General features: G+C 75.6%; 16 protein-coding genes. 6 read left to right on the top strand and 10 right to left on the bottom strand.

The genetic code is table 11. From position 1 onward, the window contains the following. Positions 1-10: 10 nt before the first annotated feature. Complete coding sequence (locus AC0GKK_RS02640) at positions 11-1174, bottom strand: SGNH/GDSL hydrolase family protein (protein WP_489883071.1); 1164 nt, start codon at positions 1172-1174, stop codon at positions 11-13. A 49-nt stretch (positions 1175-1223) separates the two neighbouring features. Here AC0GKK_RS02640 and AC0GKK_RS02645 point away from each other — a divergent pair, with 49 nt between their 5' ends. Next, entirely contained in the window at positions 1224-1646 is a 423-nt protein-coding gene (locus AC0GKK_RS02645; RefSeq protein WP_357460952.1) for a hypothetical protein, read from the top strand. 14 nt (positions 1647-1660) lie between these two features. Further along, entirely contained in the window at positions 1661-2428 is a 768-nt protein-coding gene (locus AC0GKK_RS02650; RefSeq protein WP_253069497.1) for a PIG-L deacetylase family protein, read from the top strand. A gap of 21 nt (positions 2429-2449) precedes the next feature. Here the strand turns inward: AC0GKK_RS02650 and AC0GKK_RS02655 are convergent, their stop codons facing one another. Continuing rightward, complete coding sequence (locus AC0GKK_RS02655; protein WP_489883072.1) at positions 2450-3391, bottom strand: ATP-binding protein; 942 nt, start codon at positions 3389-3391, stop codon at positions 2450-2452. Then, complete coding sequence (locus tag AC0GKK_RS02660) at positions 3388-4305, bottom strand: MEDS domain-containing protein (protein WP_489883073.1); 918 nt, start codon at positions 4303-4305, stop codon at positions 3388-3390. The genes AC0GKK_RS02655 and AC0GKK_RS02660 overlap by 4 nt, the downstream gene beginning before the upstream one ends. 195 nt (positions 4306-4500) lie before the next feature. On the opposite strand from AC0GKK_RS02660, the gene AC0GKK_RS02665 reads away from it, so the two are divergent. Next, positions 4501-4722, top strand: coding sequence for a hypothetical protein (locus tag AC0GKK_RS02665; protein WP_208825571.1), 222 nt, complete (start codon positions 4501-4503; stop codon positions 4720-4722). A 38-nt stretch (positions 4723-4760) separates the two neighbouring features. Further along, the gene (mdlC, locus tag AC0GKK_RS02670) at positions 4761-6350 is read left to right on the top strand and encodes a benzoylformate decarboxylase (protein WP_489883074.1); all 1590 of its coding nucleotides are present in this window, start codon (positions 4761-4763) and stop codon (positions 6348-6350) included. A 19-nt stretch (positions 6351-6369) separates the two neighbouring features. Here mdlC and AC0GKK_RS02675 read toward each other — a convergent pair whose 3' ends face one another. Further along, positions 6370-8172 carry an ABC transporter ATP-binding protein gene (locus AC0GKK_RS02675; protein ID WP_405417265.1) on the bottom strand — a complete coding sequence of 601 codons (1803 nt, stop codon included), beginning with the start codon at positions 8170-8172 and terminating at the stop codon, positions 6370-6372. 71 nt (positions 8173-8243) lie between these two features. Between AC0GKK_RS02675 and AC0GKK_RS02680 the strand changes: the two genes are divergently transcribed. After that, the gene (locus tag AC0GKK_RS02680; RefSeq protein WP_062394714.1) at positions 8244-8699 is read left to right on the top strand and encodes a MarR family winged helix-turn-helix transcriptional regulator; all 456 of its coding nucleotides are present in this window, start codon (positions 8244-8246) and stop codon (positions 8697-8699) included. Positions 8700-8745: 46 nt separating this feature from the next. Here AC0GKK_RS02680 and AC0GKK_RS02685 read toward each other — a convergent pair whose 3' ends face one another. Next, the gene (locus tag AC0GKK_RS02685) at positions 8746-9954 is read right to left on the bottom strand and encodes an APC family permease (protein ID WP_489883972.1); all 1209 of its coding nucleotides are present in this window, start codon (positions 9952-9954) and stop codon (positions 8746-8748) included. A gap of 118 nt (positions 9955-10072) precedes the next feature. Between AC0GKK_RS02685 and AC0GKK_RS02690 the strand changes: the two genes are divergently transcribed. Continuing rightward, complete coding sequence (locus AC0GKK_RS02690) at positions 10073-10360, top strand: YrhK family protein (protein ID WP_476654673.1); 288 nt, start codon at positions 10073-10075, stop codon at positions 10358-10360. A gap of 10 nt (positions 10361-10370) precedes the next feature. Here the strand turns inward: AC0GKK_RS02690 and AC0GKK_RS02695 are convergent, their stop codons facing one another. Genes AC0GKK_RS02695 through AC0GKK_RS02715 form a run of 5 tightly spaced genes read right to left on the bottom strand, consistent with a single transcriptional unit; the run spans position 10371 to position 14771 of the window. Further along, on the bottom strand, positions 10371-11045 hold the full coding sequence (locus AC0GKK_RS02695) for a phosphonatase-like hydrolase (RefSeq protein ID WP_482637413.1): 675 nt from the start codon (positions 11043-11045) through the stop codon (positions 10371-10373). Further along, positions 11042-11872 carry a phosphonate ABC transporter, permease protein PhnE gene (gene phnE, locus AC0GKK_RS02700; protein ID WP_489883075.1) on the bottom strand — a complete coding sequence of 277 codons (831 nt, stop codon included), beginning with the start codon at positions 11870-11872 and terminating at the stop codon, positions 11042-11044. Before phnE ends, AC0GKK_RS02695 begins: the two co-directional genes overlap by 4 nt. Continuing rightward, positions 11869-12612, bottom strand: coding sequence for a phosphonate ABC transporter ATP-binding protein (locus AC0GKK_RS02705; protein WP_489883076.1), 744 nt, complete (start codon positions 12610-12612; stop codon positions 11869-11871). Before AC0GKK_RS02705 ends, phnE begins: the two co-directional genes overlap by 4 nt. Beyond that, the gene (locus tag AC0GKK_RS02710) at positions 12609-13520 is read right to left on the bottom strand and encodes a phosphate/phosphite/phosphonate ABC transporter substrate-binding protein (RefSeq protein ID WP_489883077.1); all 912 of its coding nucleotides are present in this window, start codon (positions 13518-13520) and stop codon (positions 12609-12611) included. The genes AC0GKK_RS02705 and AC0GKK_RS02710 overlap by 4 nt, the downstream gene beginning before the upstream one ends. 21 nt (positions 13521-13541) lie before the next feature. Further along, positions 13542-14771 (bottom strand): IS110 family RNA-guided transposase, encoded by a 1230-nt coding sequence (locus AC0GKK_RS02715; protein ID WP_489883078.1) that lies wholly within the window; start codon positions 14769-14771, stop codon positions 13542-13544. Positions 14772-14805 lie beyond the last annotated feature (34 nt).

Consider the following 14805-nt stretch of genomic DNA (forward strand, 5'->3'; position numbering starts at 1 on the left):
CCGTGGCCGGTCACCGGTCACGCGGGCCCGCGGCGTGGAACGGGCCCCCCGCACCGAACACCAGCCGGGCGAACCGCTCCCCCATCCGCAGGTGCGCCTCAGGACACGGGTGCAGCCGGTCGGGCAGCGGCAGCTCGGCCGCGTCGGCGTCCCCGTAGAGCTCACGGCCGTCGAGGTGGGACAGCGCCGGGTCCTGCGGGGTGCGGCCGGCCAGGACCCGCGCGAGCTCCTCGCGGATCACCGACAGCGTCAGCTTCCCCGCCGCCACCTCGGCCGGATCGCCGGTCGCGCGGAACCGCAGCCGCCCGTCGACGACCTCCGGCGCGCTCGGGCCCGGGGTGTGCTCGTGGATCGGGCACAGCACCGGGGACACCACCAGCAGCGGGGTGTCGGGGTGCCCGTCGCGGATCGTGTCGAGGAACCCGTGCACGGCGGGGGCGAACGCCCGCCGGCGCATCAGGTCGGCGTTGACGACGTTGATCCCGATCTTGACGCTGATCATGGCGGCGGGGGTGTCGCGCAGCGTGCGGGCGACGAACGGGTCCAGCATCGCGCTGCCGGAGAACCCCAGGTTGACCAGCTCGACCCCGGCGGTGCGGGCGGCGAGCGCGGGCCAGGTGGTGCTGGGCCCCGCGGCGTTGCTGCCCTGGCTGATCGAGCTGCCGTGGTGCAGCCACACCGGGCGCCCACCGGTCGGGACGACGGCGACCGGCGCGTCGGTGCGCAGCGCGACGACCTCGGTGATCTCGTTGTGCGGCAGCCAGATCTCCACGAGCGCGTCGCGGCCGGGCAGGGTGAACCGCACCGGACCGGGTGGGCCGTCGGTGACCGCGACCTCCCCCGTCGCCGGATCGGTCATCAGGAGCTTCCCGCCGGAGGTCGTGGCGCTGCCCGTCGGCCGGCCGTCGACGATCAGGTCGTAGGCGCCGTCGGGCCGCAGCGGGGCACCGACGAGACCGATCCGGGTGCGCAGGGTCTCCAGCTCGACGGTCCGCGCGGCGGTGCGGAACACGACACGCACCCCGGACGGCTGGCTCTGCGCGCCGGCCAGCTGCGGGTCGGTGTTGCGGGCGCGGGCGGGGGCGGGCAGCCGCTGCGGGAGCAGGCCCCGTTCGCCGTCGACGACGTCGAGGACGCCGTGCAGCAGCTCGGGCCCGATCGCGGTGGTGATCACCCCGGCAGCCTGGCACGCGCGCGGCGCCGGTTCACCCGAGAATCGGGCGGTGCTGATCGCCGCCGTCGTCCAGACCGTCGCGACCGTGCTGCTGGCCGGGATCGCCTGGACCGTGCAGGTGGTGGTCTACCCGGCCTTCGCGCTGGTCCCGGCCGGGTCGTGGGCCCGCTACCACGCCGCGCACAGCCGGGCGATCACGCTCGTCGTCGGTCCGCCGTGGGTCGCGCAGGGGCTCGCGACGGCGGCGCTGCTGGTCCTCGCGCCCGGCGAGCCGCTGGTGTGGGTGGCCGCGGTGGCGGCCGCCGCGGGTGTCGCGGTGACGCTGCCCGCGGTGTCGCTGCACGGCCGGCTCGACCCGGCCGCGCACCCGGGGGACCTGCGTCGGCTGCTGCGGGTCAACCTGGTCCGTGCGCTCGTGTGGTCGGCCGGGTCCGTGGTGGGGGTCCTGCTGACGACCGCCTCCGGCGCGTGACCCAGGATGGCCGGGTGACTGCGACCGAGGACGAGCGCACGGCGGCCGACGACCGCGCGCACACCGGGGTGGAGCGCGTGCTGGTGATCGCCGCGCACCCCGACGACATCGACTTCTCCTGCAGCGGCACCGTCGCGGTGTGGACCGCGGCCGGGGTCGCGGTGACCTACTGCCTGGTGACCGACGGCGACGCGGGCGGCTTCGACCCGGCCGTGCCGCGCAGCGACATCGCGGGCATCCGCCGGGCCGAGCAGACCGCCGCGGCCGCCGAGGCCGGCGTCACCGACCTCGTGTTCCTCGGCCACCCCGACGGGCGGCTGACCGTCACCCTGGAGCTGCGCCGGGACCTGGCCCGGGTGATCCGGCAGGTCCGGCCGGACCGGGTCGTCGTCCCGCAGCCGGTGCGCGACCTGCGCAGCATGTACGGCAGCCACCCCGACCACACCGCGACCGGCGAGGCGGCCCTGTGCGCGGTCTACCCCGACGCACGCAACCCCTACGCCTTCCCCGAGCTGGCCGAGGCCGGGTACGAGGCACACACGGTCGGCGAGGTGTGGGTCCTGGGTCCGGCCCCGGCCGACGACCCCGAGGGGGCACGACACGTCGACATCACCGACACGATCGACGTGAAGATCGCGGCGCTGCGCGCGCACGCGAGCCAGACCGCGCACATGACCGGCCTGGAGGACATGATCGGGCAGTGGTCCGGGTCGCTGGCGAAGCGGGCCGGGTTCCCGTCCGGTCGCCTGGTGGAGTCCTTCCACGCGCTCGACACGCGCTGAGACCCCCGGGCCCGGGTGGGCTCAGGCGGCGGCGCGGATGCGGACGTGGGTGCCCGCGTCGTCGCCCCAGACGTGCAGCAGGTCGCAGAGCTGGCGGGCGATCCAGATCCCGCGCCCGTGCGCGCGGCCCGGGTCCGGCGGGGCCAGGCCGGGCAGCGGGTCGGCGAGCCGTCCGCCGTCGTGGATCTCGCAGACGACATCCTGCTCGGGCGTCCACAGCATGAGCCGCGCCGTGTGCGTCCCGTGGTGGACGGCGTTGGTGGCGACCTCGTTGACCGCGACGGTGACGTCCTCCGCGCGGCTGTCGGGGAACCCCTGGCCGCGCAGTGCCCCGTCGACGGCGCGGCGCACGTCGCGCAGCTGCGTGGCGTCGAAGCGGAACTCCCGTGCGGGGGCGCCGAGCTCGGCGGGCACCGGGGCGCCGAGGCCGTCGAGCAGCCGGCGCGGGTCGGCGTCGACGCCGGTCGGGACGGGTCTGCCGTCGTCGAGGACGAACGGGTGCGCGCGCCGCACGACCTCGGCGACGGGCCCGGGCAGGTCGGCCGGGAAGAAGCAGAGCAGCCGCAGCGGCAGGTCGGCCAGGGCGAGCGCCGCGGCCGCCTCGACCTCGCCCCAGTAGGCGCCGCGCGGGTCGTCGAGGTCCGCGGAGTGCTCGACGACGACGGTCACGGGCCCCGCGACCGCCCGGTGGCGGGCGCGCAGGACCCGGGCCAGCCGCGCCGCCTCGGTCTGGCCCGACGGGCCGTCGGGCCCGCAGTCGCGGCACAGCCGCAGCAGCCCGGCGACGGCGTCCGCGCCGAGGGCCTCGGCGACCCGGCCGCGCAGCGCGACCTCGGTGACCGGGCGGAGCAGGGTCGCCACCGACCCGCCCGCGGCGAGCGCGTCGAGCACGGTGTCGGCGAGCCGGTCGGTCAGGTCGTCGTCGCCGCCGTGCCGGCACAGGGCGTGCACCAGCCCGCTCACTCCGCCGCACCCCCGGCGAGGCCCAGCGCGTCGGCGGGGCAGAGGACGTGCCGCTCGCGGGTGCTCATCTCCAGCTGCGGGGCGAACCCCGCACCGCAGCGTTCGAGCAGCCGGGCCACACCGGGGCGCAGGTTCACCAGCCGCAGCCGCACGCTGACCGGGAGCTCGTCGGCGGCGTGCACGAGGCTGACCGCACCGGCGACGTCGACGAACCGCAGCGCGGACAGGTCCGCGGTCAGCGTCCCCTCGCCGACGTCGCCGCGCACGACCTGGTCGATCAGTCTGGCCAGCACCCGGCGGACCTGGGGCCGGTTGGCGTGGTCGACCTCGCCGGCCAGCCGGACCCGGGCCGGGCCGATCTCGGTGACGCGCAGCAGGCTGTCGTCGTAGAGCGGGGCGGCGGTCAGCTCGGCGGGGTGCAGGCTGCGCATCGTCGCGATGAGCTCGTCGGGGTAGCGCAGGTGGTCGTAGACGCACAGCGCGCGCAGCGGGTGGTCGCGGACGGCGTCGTCGAGTCTGCGGTCGTACTCGTCGAGCACCTGTCCCCCGGGCCGGCGCAACCCGTGGTCCATCTGGCCGCTGAAGCGCAGCCCGGCCCAGCCGTCGTCGAGGGCGGAGGTGATGTTCTGCTCCATCGCCCCGGTGAGCTCGTCGAGCGGGGCGTGCAGGGCGGCGCGGGTGAAGTCGCCCGGGACGAGCTGGAACTGCCCGGACCGCAGCGGGCCGGTCACGTCGACGCCGTCGTCGGCCAGGCGGGACAGCACCAGCCCGGCGGTGTCGTCGTCGAAGTAGGCGACCCGCTCCCCCGCCGCGAGCCCCTCGGCCAGGAACGCGGCGACGTCCTCGGCGAGCTGCTCGTCGCTGACCGGCACGGTCAGCACGTGCCGGCGGGGATCCCGTACCGGTGCGGTCACACGTCACCCCCGTCGCGGCGTCCCCGACGGCCCCCCGACTGTGACGCTGCGTACACGATAAGTGATCACGGGTTCCACGGCGACCCGACGCTGTTGTTCAGGCGCGCCGAGGAGTAGAGTTAGCCGGACCGAACTCCGGTGTTCGGGGCGCACGGAGCGAGCAGGGGCCCGGGCGCCGATCAGGAGGTGGACGCCATGTTCCGAGCCGCTCCGCAGTCGCGGTCGACCGAGGTGCGCACGGTCGTGCTCGCCGGTGTGCTCATGGTGCTGCTGGCCGTCGCCACGATCGTCTCCGTGCCGCTGGCACCCACCGCCGTCACCCTGGTCCTGGCCGCCGCCGCGCTGGCCGTGCGGCCGCTGGTCGTCGCCCACGTGCGCCGCGGCGCCCGGGCCGAGCGGGTCGCCGCACACCGCTGAGGGCACCTACGGTGGGGTCCCGCGACCCGAGGAGCCCCATGACGACCGTCGGCGAGGCCGGCTGGCAGGTGCTGACCGCCCACGGCATCGACACCGTGTTCGGCAACCCCGGCTCGAACGAGCTGCCCTTCCTCGCGGCGATGCCCGACGGGGTGCGCTACGTACTCGGCCTGCACGAGGGTGCCGTACTGGGCATGGCCGACGGCTACGCCCTGGCCACCGGCGGCCCGGCGCTGGTCAACCTGCACGCGGCGTCCGGGTCGGGCAACGCGATGGGCGCGCTCACCAACGCCGTCTACTCCCACTCCCCGCTCGTGCTGACCGCGGGCCAGCAGGTGCGGTCCACGGTCGGCCAGGAGGTCATGCTGACCAACGTGGACGCGGCCGCGCTGCCACGCCCGCTGGTCAAGTACGCCGCCGAGCCCGCGTCGGCCCAGGACGTGCCGCGTGCGCTGTCCCAGGCGGTGCACACCGCGCTGCTGGCCCCCCGGGGGCCGGTCTACCTCTCGATCCCCTACGACGACTGGTCCCGCGAGGCGGGCCCGGACGCCGCGCACCTGCCGTCCCGGCGTGCGACCGCCGCCGCCGAGCTCGGCGAGGTGGCGCTCTCCGAGCTCGCCGGGGCGCTGGCCGGGGCGGCGAACCCGGTGCTGGTGCTGGGCCCGCAGGTCGACGCGGACCGGGCCAACGACCACGCCGTCGCCCTCGCCGAGCGGCTCGCCTGCCCGGTCTGGATCGCACCGTCGGCGTCGCGGTGCCCGTTCCCGACCCGGCACCCGGCGTTCCGCGGCATCCTCCCGGCCTCGGTGCGCGACGTGTCCGACCGGCTGGCCGGGCACGACGTCGTGCTCGTCGCGGGCGCGCCGGTGTTCCGCTACCACCAGTGGGTCCCCGGTGACCTGCTGCCGGCGGGCACCCGGCTGCTGCACCTGACCGCGGACCCGGCCGAGGCCGCGCGGGCCCCGATGGGCGAGGCGTGGGTCGGCCCGGTCGGCCCGGCGCTGGCCGCGCTCGCCGGACGGGTGCCCGCCTCCGGGCGGGAGCCGCTGCCGCCCCAGTCCGGGCCGCCCGCACCGCAGGGCGCCGAGGACCACGTGCCGCCGCAGCAGCTGTTCGCGCTGGTCCGCGACGCGGCCCCGGCCGGGACCGTGCACGTCTGCGAGTCCACCTCGACCATCGACGACTTCGTCGCCCAGGCCGATCTCACCGAGCCGGGCAGCTACCTGTTCCCCGCCTCCGGCGGGCTGGGGTTCGGGCTGCCCGCCGCCGTCGGGGCGCAGCTGGCCCACGGCGAGGCGCGCCGGGTGGTCGCACTCGTCGGCGACGGGTCGGCCAACTACGGCATCACCGCGCTGTGGACGGCGGCGCAGTACCGGGTGCCGGTGGCCTTCGTGATCCTGCGCAACGGCACCTACGGTGCGCTGCGCGGCTTCGCGGGGCTGCTGGGCACCGGGGAGACACCGGGCCTGGACGTCCCCGGCCTGGACTTCGTGAAGATCTCCGAGGGCTACGGCGTCCCGGCGGTGTCGGTGTCCGACGCCGCGTCGGCGGCGGCCGCGCTGAAGGACGCGTTCGCTGCCGACGGGCCGCGGCTGGTCGAGGTCGTCACGGCCCCGGGCGTGGCGTAGGCGCCCATCCCGTCGCCGCTCACACCGTGGCCAGCGCGGCGTAGCGGCCCGCGTCGGCGAGCAGCTCGTCGTGGCTGCCGGACTCGACGATCCGGCCGTGGTCGACGACGGCGATCCGGTCGGCGTCGCGCACGGTCGACAGCCGGTGCGCGATGGTGATCGTCGTGCGGCCGTGGGCCAGCGCGTCGAACGCGGCCTGCACGGCCCGCTCGGTGCGGGTGTCCAGCGCGCTGGTGGCCTCGTCGAGGACCAGCACCTTCGGGTCGCGCAGCAGCGTCCGGGCGATGGCGATGCGCTGCTTCTCCCCGCCGGAGAAGCGGTGCCCGCGCGACCCGACGACGGTGTCGTAGCCGTCCGTCAGGCCGGTGATCAGGTCGTGGACCTGTGCTGCGCGCGCGGCGGCCTCGATCTCGGCGTCGGTGGCGTCCGGACGGGCGTGGCGCAGGTTCTCCCGCACGGTGGCGTGCAGCAGGTAGGTGTCCTGCCCGACGACGCCGACGATCCGGGTGAGGTCGGCGGCGGCCATGTCCCGCAGGTCCACGCCGTCGATGGTGACCCGGCCCGCGGTCGGGTCGTGCAGCCGCGCGACCAGCCCCGCCAGGGTGGTCTTGCCGGAGCCGGTCTCGCCGACCAGCGCCAGGGTGGTCCCGGCCGGGACGTCGAGGTCGATCCCGGCGACGGCGGCGGCGTCGCTGCCCGGGTAGGCGAAGGTGACGCCCTCGAGGCGCACGTGCCCGCGGACGCGGTCGTGGTCCACCGCGACCGGGTGCTCGGGCTCCACGACGTCGACGGTCAGGTCCAGGTACTCGAAGATCCGGGCGAACAGCGCCAGCGACGCCACGATCTGGACCCCGACGCTCAGCAGCCCCATGACCGGGCGGAACAGCCCGCCCTGCAGCGCGGTGAACGCGACCAGGGTGCCGATGCTCATCGTCCCGGCCGCGAAGGGCAGGCCGGCGGCGAGGTAGATGACCGCCGGGACGGCGGCGAACACGACCTGGGTGACGGCCATCGTCCAGCGTCCGGCGAGCTGGGAGCGCAGCTCCAGCCCGATCAGGCGCGACGAGGAGTCGGTGAACCGCCGGGTCAGCTCCGGTCCGCTGCCGAGGGTCTTGGACAGGGCGACGCCGTCGACGGACAGGCTCTCCTCGACGGTGACGTTGAGGTCGGCCAGCTCCCGCTGCTGGGCGGCGGTGATCGCGCGGCGGGTGCGGGCGACCCGGCGGGTCAGCAGGATCGCCGGGGGCAGCACGACGAGCGAGACCAGGGTGAGCTGCCAGGACAGTGCGAGCATGGCGACCAGGGTCGCGACGGTGGTGGTCAGGTTGGACGCGACCGAGGTCGCGGTGTTCGTGACCACCGACTGCATGCCGCCGATGTCGTTGGTGATGCGCGACTGCACCTCACCGGTGCGGGTGCGGGTGAAGAAGGCCAGGCTCTGGCGCTGCAGGTGGGCGAAGACGCCGGTGCGCAGCCCGTGCATGACCTCCTGGCCGATGCGGGTGGAGATCCAGGTCTGGGCGACGCCGAGTGCGGCGGTGACCGCGGCGACCGCGACCATCCCGCCGGCGAGCCAGGCGAGCAGGGCGACGTCGCGCTGCGGCAGCGCCACGTCGATGACCTCGCGCAGCAGGAACGGCGAGGCCATCCCGACGATCGACGAGGCGACGATCGTCGCGACGACGACCGAGAGCGGGCCCCGGTGCGGGGCGAACAGGGCGCCGATGCGCCGCAGCGAGACCGCGCGGGCCTGTTCCTTCTCCTCCGGGGAGGGGGTACGGGTGTCGGGCCGGCCGGGCCGGTTCGGGGGTCGGGGATCCAAGGAGCGCTCCTCACAATGCTGTGGTTACCTCACTATGAGGCAGCAACAGCATTGCTTGCTAGTCTGTTCCCGTGCCGGACCGGGACCAGACCAGGACCTCGCGCAGCGACCTCGTCGACACGTTCTGGTCGGTGGCGCGCTCGCTGCGCCACGCCTCGGCCGAGCGGCTGGCGGGCTGGGGCCTGACGCCGTCGCAGGCCCGGGCGCTCGGCACGCTCGTCCGTCACGGCGAGATGCGCCCGGGCGCACTGGCCGGGCACCTGCGCATCACCCCGCGCTCGGCGACCGAGGTCGTCGACGCACTGGCCGGGCTCGGGATGGTCGAGCGGGCCACCGACCCTGCGGATCGGCGTGCGGTGCTGGTGCGGGTCACGGACAAGGGCGCGGCGACGACGCAGGCCGTGCGGGCCGCTCGGGCCGACGGCGCCGAGGCCCTGTTCGCCCGGCTGTCCGATGCCGACCGTCGCGAGCTGACCCGGATCCTCGGCGTCCTGCGCGACGGGACCGACGGGCACCGCCCCTGCTGAGCGCCGGCGTGGTCCGCCGCTCCCGGGCGCGGCCAGGTCGCCGGGCTCAGAGCCCGGTGGGGTCCGACCGGCCGCACCCCGTCGGCGGCCGCGACCCCCGGTCGCGCCCGGTCCGGACCACGGCCCGCACCGCCGTCCCGGCCGCCAGGACCACCGTCCCGGTGAGCACCGACACCGGGGGCAGCAGCACCGCCAGCAGCACGCAGCCGAGCAGCCCGGACCCCGACAGCGCCCGTCGCCACGGCCGGTCGCGGTGCAGGGTCAGCGCCGCGGCGTTCGCGACCGCGTAGTACAGCAGCACCGCGAACCCGGACAGGCCGATCGCGGTGACCGGGGCGGCGGTCAGGACCAGCAGCAGCACGACGGCGCCGGTGGCGAGCTCGGCGCGGTGCGGCACCGCGAACCGCGGGTGCACCGCGGCCAGCGCGCCCGGCAGCTCCCGGTCGCGCGCCATCGCCAGCACGGTGCGGCCCACCCCGGCGACCAGTGCCAGCAGCACCCCGGCCGAGGCGAGGGCACCCCCGACCCGGACGAGCGGCGCCGTCGGGTCCCCGGCCGCGGTGGCCAGCGGCGCAGCGGAGGCCGCCAGTGCGTCCGGACCGGCGGCCCGCAGCGCCGCGACCGCGACGACCGCGTAGACCACCAGCACCAGGCCGAGCGCGAGCGGGATCGCCCGCGGGATGGTGCGGGCGGGGTCGCGCACCTCCTCCCCGAGGGTGGCGATGCGGGCGTACCCGGCGAAGGCGAAGAACAGCAGCCCGGCCGCCTGCAGCACCGCGAGCGGACCGGCGCCGGCCCAGCCGTCGAACGGGGAGACGACGGCCGGCCGGGAGAACGCGGCGACGACCACCGCGGCCAGCACGGCGACGGTGCACACGACCAGCAGCCGGGTGACGAGCGCGGTGCGGGTGATGCCGCGCAGGTTGACCGCCACCATCGCGACGACGGCCGCCGCCGCGACCGCGCGGGCGTGCTCCGGCCACGCGTAGGAGCCCAGCGTCAGGGCCATCGCGGCGCACGAGGCGGTCTTGCCGGTGACGAACGCCCACCCGGCGAGGAACCCCCACGTCTCCCCCAGCCTGCGACGCCCGTACACGTAGGCGCCGCCGGACTCCGGGTACCGGGCGGCGAGCCAGGCCGAGGACATCGCGTTCGCCGTCGCGATCGCCCCGGCCACCAGCAGCGCCGGGAGCAGCGCGGTCCCGGCGATCGCCGCGGCGGGCCCGAACACCGCGAACACCCCCGCACCGAGCATGGAGCCGACACCGAGGACGACGGCGTCGCCGGTACCGAGCCGGCGCTGCGGGGTCGTGTGCACGTGCTCACCCTTCCCCGACGTGCGACCGGCCGGTCGGCGGGGTACCCGGCGGCTCATGGGACAGACCGCGCACGACCGGCCGCTGACGTTCACCATCGGGCGCGAGGAGCTCGTCGTCCGGCAGCGGTACGAGGTGCTCAGCATCGTCAACGACATCCTGGTCGCGCTGTGGTTCGTGATCGGCAGCGTGCTGTTCTTCCACGAGGCCACCACCTACGCGGGGACCTGGCTGTTCCTCATCGGCTCGATCGAGCTGATGATCCGCCCGGTGATCCGGCTCGCGCGCCGGGTGCACCTGCGGCGGATCACCGGGGCGCCGCCGGAGGCGGGCCACGACTTCTGATCCGTCCCGCTCAGCCCGCCCGCCGGGTGCCCCCGAGCAGACCGGGGAGCACCGCGACCCCGTCGACGACGTCGGTCGGCCCCGCCGCGCGGAGCTCGGCGCGGCCCTGCGCCCCGGTGAGCACCGCGACGACCCGCCCGGCCCGGGCGTTGCGGCCGGCCTCGACGTCGAGCACGGTGTCCCCCGCTGTCAGCACCGCCGCGGGGTCGTCGACCCCGGTCAGCGCCATCGCGCGCCGGATCATCGCCGGGTCGGGCCGTCCGGCCGCGACCTCCTCGGCACAGACCACGGCGTCGAGCTGCCCGGTGAAGCGCCCGGGGAGCGCGGCCAGCAGCGGGTCGGTGACCTGCCGGTCGAACCCGGTGGTCAGCACCACCGCGATCCCCGCCGCGCGCAGCGCGGCCAGCGCCTCGGGGACCCCGGGCAGGGGACGCGGCGGGGACGCGGCGTAGGCGTCGGCGAGGCGGGCGACGAAGGCGTCGTGCAGGCCCTCGACGGCGCGGGCGTCGCGGACGCCGGTGAGCGCGCCGAGGGCCTCGCGCTTGTCGGCCCCCATCCAGCGGCGGATCGCGACGTCGTCGGCCGGATGCCCGGCGCGGGCGACGACGTCGGCGAGGACCCGGTAGACCGCTCCCCCCTCGTCGACGGTGGTCCCGGCGATGTCCAGTGCGGCGAGTCGGATCACGTGTCACTCCCGAGGCGGCGGCGGACCAGCGCGGACAGCTGGTCGACCGCGACGATCAGCACCAGTACGACGAGGATGTGGGTGAGCATCTCGTCGAACCGGAACAGCTGGATGGACTGGTTGATGAGGAACCCGATGCCGCCGGCGCCGACCAGGCCGAGCACCAGCGACGAGCGGACGTTGACGTCGAAGCGGTAGAGCAGCAGCCCCACCAGCTGCGGGGTGACCGACGGCAGCAGCGCGTGCACGGCGACCTGCAGCCGTCCGGCACCCGCGGAGCGCAGCGCAGTGGGCGGGCCGGGGTCGGCGTCCTCGACCGTCTCGGCCCACAGCTTGCCCATCACGCCGATGTTGTGCAGGACCAGCGCGAGCACCCCGGGGAACGGGCCGAGCCCGACCGCGGTGACGAAGACCAGTGCGAACACGACGTCGGGCACGGCACGCAGGAACGACAGCAGGCCACGGGCGACCTGGTAGGTGACCGGCCCCGGGGCGGTACCCCGCGCGGCGGCCAGGGCGAGCACCAGCGCGAACGGGATCGACAGGGTGGTGCCGAGCAGCCCGATCCACAGGGTGACCAGGGCTCCCTGCAGGCTCGGCCCCAGTACCGCCCAGGACAGGTCGGGCGGGACCGCCTCGGTGAGGAACTCGGCCATGCCGTCGGCGCCGCCGAGCAGCGTCGCGAACGACATCTCGGTGGTGCGCCAGGCGATGACGTGCACGACGAGCAGCACGACGACGACCGTCGCGGCCAGGGCGAGGGTGCGCGGGTCGCGGCGCCGCGGCGGGACGGGCACGCGGCGGACGTCCGGTGCGGTGGTGGTCACGGTGCGGCCTCCAGGGCGGCCGCCGGCTCACGGTGGTCGGCGGTGTCGGGGTAGAGCGCGCGGACGTCGCCGCCGGGTGGTCCGTCGAGGACGACGTGCCCGGACCGCAGCCCGACGACGCGGTCGGCGTGCCGGGCGGCGAGGTCGGGCTGGTGCAGGACGGCGAGCACGGCGAGGTGCTCGGTGTGGGCGAGCGCGGCGAGCAGGCCGAGCACCTGCTCGGCGGCGGCCGGGTCGAGCGCGGACACCGGCTCGTCGGCGAGCAGGACCCGGGCGCGCTGGCACAGCGCGCGGGCGACGGCGACCCGCTGCTGCTGCCCGCCGGACAGCGACCCGGCGCGGTCGTGGGCGCGTTCGGCGAGGCCGACGCGGTCCAGGCAGCCCATCGCCTCCTCCCGCAGCGCCCGCGGGAACAGGGCCGGGACCAGCGAGGACCGCAGCGGGAGCCGTCCCAGTGCGCCGGCGCAGACGTTGTCGAGCACGGTGCGCCGGGTGACGAGGTGGATCCGCTGGAAGACCAGGGCGACGTCGAGTCGTCCGCGCGGCCGGCCGTCGACGAGCACCCGGCCGAGGTGCGGGGTCAGCCCGGCGGCGGCGCGCAGCAGCGTCGACTTGCCCGAGCCGTTGGCGCCGAGGACGGCGAGCAGCTCCCCGGCGTGGACGTCGATGTCGACGCCGTGGAGGACCTCGCGGTCGCCGTAGCGCACCCGGGCGCCACGGACCGCCAGCAGCGCGCTCACTGGACGTCCTTCTCGGTCAGGCCGAGCGTGCCGGCCAGCTCGAACAGCGGTGCGTAGGTGTCGCGGGTGACCGGGACGAGCTTCCCGGGCGGGGTGACGTCGAGCAGCGCGCCGATCTCCCCCACCGCCTGCGGGTCGAGGTTCAGCAGGGCGTCGGTGACGGCGGCCTTGAAGGCCGGGTCGAGGTTGCCGCGCACGGTCACCGGGTCGTTGGGGATCGGCGCGGAGGTCCAGACCCGGCGGAACCCGGCCGGGTCGAACGTCCCCGACGCGGTGGCCGAGGCCAGCTGCTGGGAGTTGATCTCGGCGGCGTCGACGGTGCCGTTGGTCAGCGCGAGCAGCGCCTCGGGGTGGCCGCCGGCGTAGTCGACCCGGACGTCGGCGGGGGCGAGCCCGGCGTCGAGCAGTGCCTTACGTGGGAGGGCGTCACCGGAGGTGGAGCCGACCGAGCCCAGGGCGAGGGTGCGGCCGCGCAGCTGGGCCACCGTGGTGACGTCGGAACCGCGCGGCACCCAGATCCCGGCGGTGTAGGCGGACAGTTCCCCGGTCGAGGTGCCGAACGAGGCGACCGGTTCGGCCCCGGCGCGCTCGGACGCGAAGACGTAGCCGAGCGGGCCGAAGATCCCGATCTCCAGACGGTCGTTGCGCGTGGCGAGGACCTCGGCCGCGTAGTCCTCGGTGACCTGTACCCGGACCGGGCAGCTCAGCCGGCGTTCGAGGGCGTCGCCGAGGATCTCCGCGGCGGGCACGAGCTTCGCCGGGTCCTCGAAGGGTTCGATGCCCATCCGGATCTGCCCACCGGGGCAGGTGGGCGACCCGGCGGCGGCGGGGCCGGACGGACCGGAGCAGGCGGTGAGGGCGAGGCTCGCGGCCAGTGCGGCGACGACGAGCAGGCGGGGGCGGCGCATGGGGGTGTCTCTATGTGGTTGTCAAGCCGCTGCGAGCGCCGGATCGGGTTCGGTGACGATCGGCGGGGTGTAGGGCGTGCGGTCGCGGAGCATGGCGAACAGGACGTCGATGCGGCGGCGGGCCAGACAGATGAGGGCGGCGTTGTGGCGTTTGCCCTGGGCTCGTTTGCGGTCGTAGTAGGCGCGGCTGACGGGGTCGGCGAGGCTGGCGAACGCCGAGAGGAACAGCGCGGACTTGAGGGCGTGGTTCCCGCGCTGGGAGCGGGTCTCGCCCTTGATCGAGGTCCCGGACCGTCTGGTGACGGGTGCGAGGCCGGCGTAGGCGGCCAGGTGTCCGGCGGTCGGGAACGCGGATCCGTCGCCGACGATGGTGAGGATCTTGATGGCGGTCCTGACCCCGAGTCCGGGCATCGAGGTCAGGACCGATCCAAGAGGGTGGGCCTCCAGGCGGGCCTCGAGCTCATCCGCCAGATTGCCCCGTTCGGCGTGGACGTCACGCAGCTGCGCGGCGACTCCGCTGATGACGCGGGCGAAGGCGGCCGTGCCGGCGACCACGAGCGTCTGGGCGTCGAGGGCGGCCATGATCTGGGCGGGCAGGGTCCGCGCCAGGCGCGGCGAGCGCGGTCGCATGAGCTCGGCGATGCCGTTCTCGCCGAGCTGGCGCAGCGCCGTGGGGGTGGGTGCGGCGGCGAGCAGGTCCTGGACCCCGCCGCGGTCCAGACGGGGCCCGATCAGACGTTCCAGGGCCGGATGAATGTGCAGCAGGGCGTCACGCAGCCGGTTGGTCAGCCGCGTGGATTGCCCGGCGAGGTCGTCGTCGTAGCCGGCCAGCACCGACAGCTCAGCGAGGGTCTCGTCGTCGCTGCCGACCCGGCGCAGCGTGTGCGGCATACTGCGTGCGGCCTCGGCGATGACGTGCGCATCGCGGGCATCGGTCTTGCCCTGGCCCGGGTGCAGGTCGGCGATCCGACGCATCGCCAGCCCAGGCAGGTAGGCCACGTCGAGGTCCATGCTGCGGGCGACCGCGACGGCCAGCGCGCCGATCGAGGCCGGTTGATCGACTACCACCAGCACCCGACCGTGCTCGGCGAGCGCGCTGAACACCGAACGCAGGGCGGTCTCGTCGTTGGGCAAGGCCTTGTCGTGCACCCGCTTGCCCGCAGCGTCGAGCGCGCAGGCGTGGTGCTCGGACTTGCCCACGTCCAGCCCGCAGAACACCGCGAACGGCACCGCTTCGATCTCCTCGGACAACCGGAGCCCTTCCGTCGTCGTGGCAGACCAGCCT

Source organism: Pseudonocardia sp. P-1, assembly GCF_058111925.1.

Bases quoted from the DNA above. Each gene is read 5' to 3' on its own strand.
- AC0GKK_RS02690 (WP_476654673.1), top strand. From the start codon at position 10,073: ATGGGACAGACCGCGCACGACCGGCCGCTGACGTTCACCATCGGGCGC.
- AC0GKK_RS02685 (WP_489883972.1), bottom strand. From the start codon at position 9,954: ATGCTCGGTGCGGGGGTGTTCGCGGTGTTCGGGCCCGCCGCGGCGATC.
- mdlC (WP_489883074.1), top strand. From the start codon at position 4,761: ATGACGACCGTCGGCGAGGCCGGCTGGCAGGTGCTGACCGCCCACGGC.
- AC0GKK_RS02665 (WP_208825571.1), top strand. From the start codon at position 4,501: ATGTTCCGAGCCGCTCCGCAGTCGCGGTCGACCGAGGTGCGCACGGTC.
- AC0GKK_RS02710 (WP_489883077.1), bottom strand. From the start codon at position 13,520: ATGCGCCGCCCCCGCCTGCTCGTCGTCGCCGCACTGGCCGCGAGCCTC.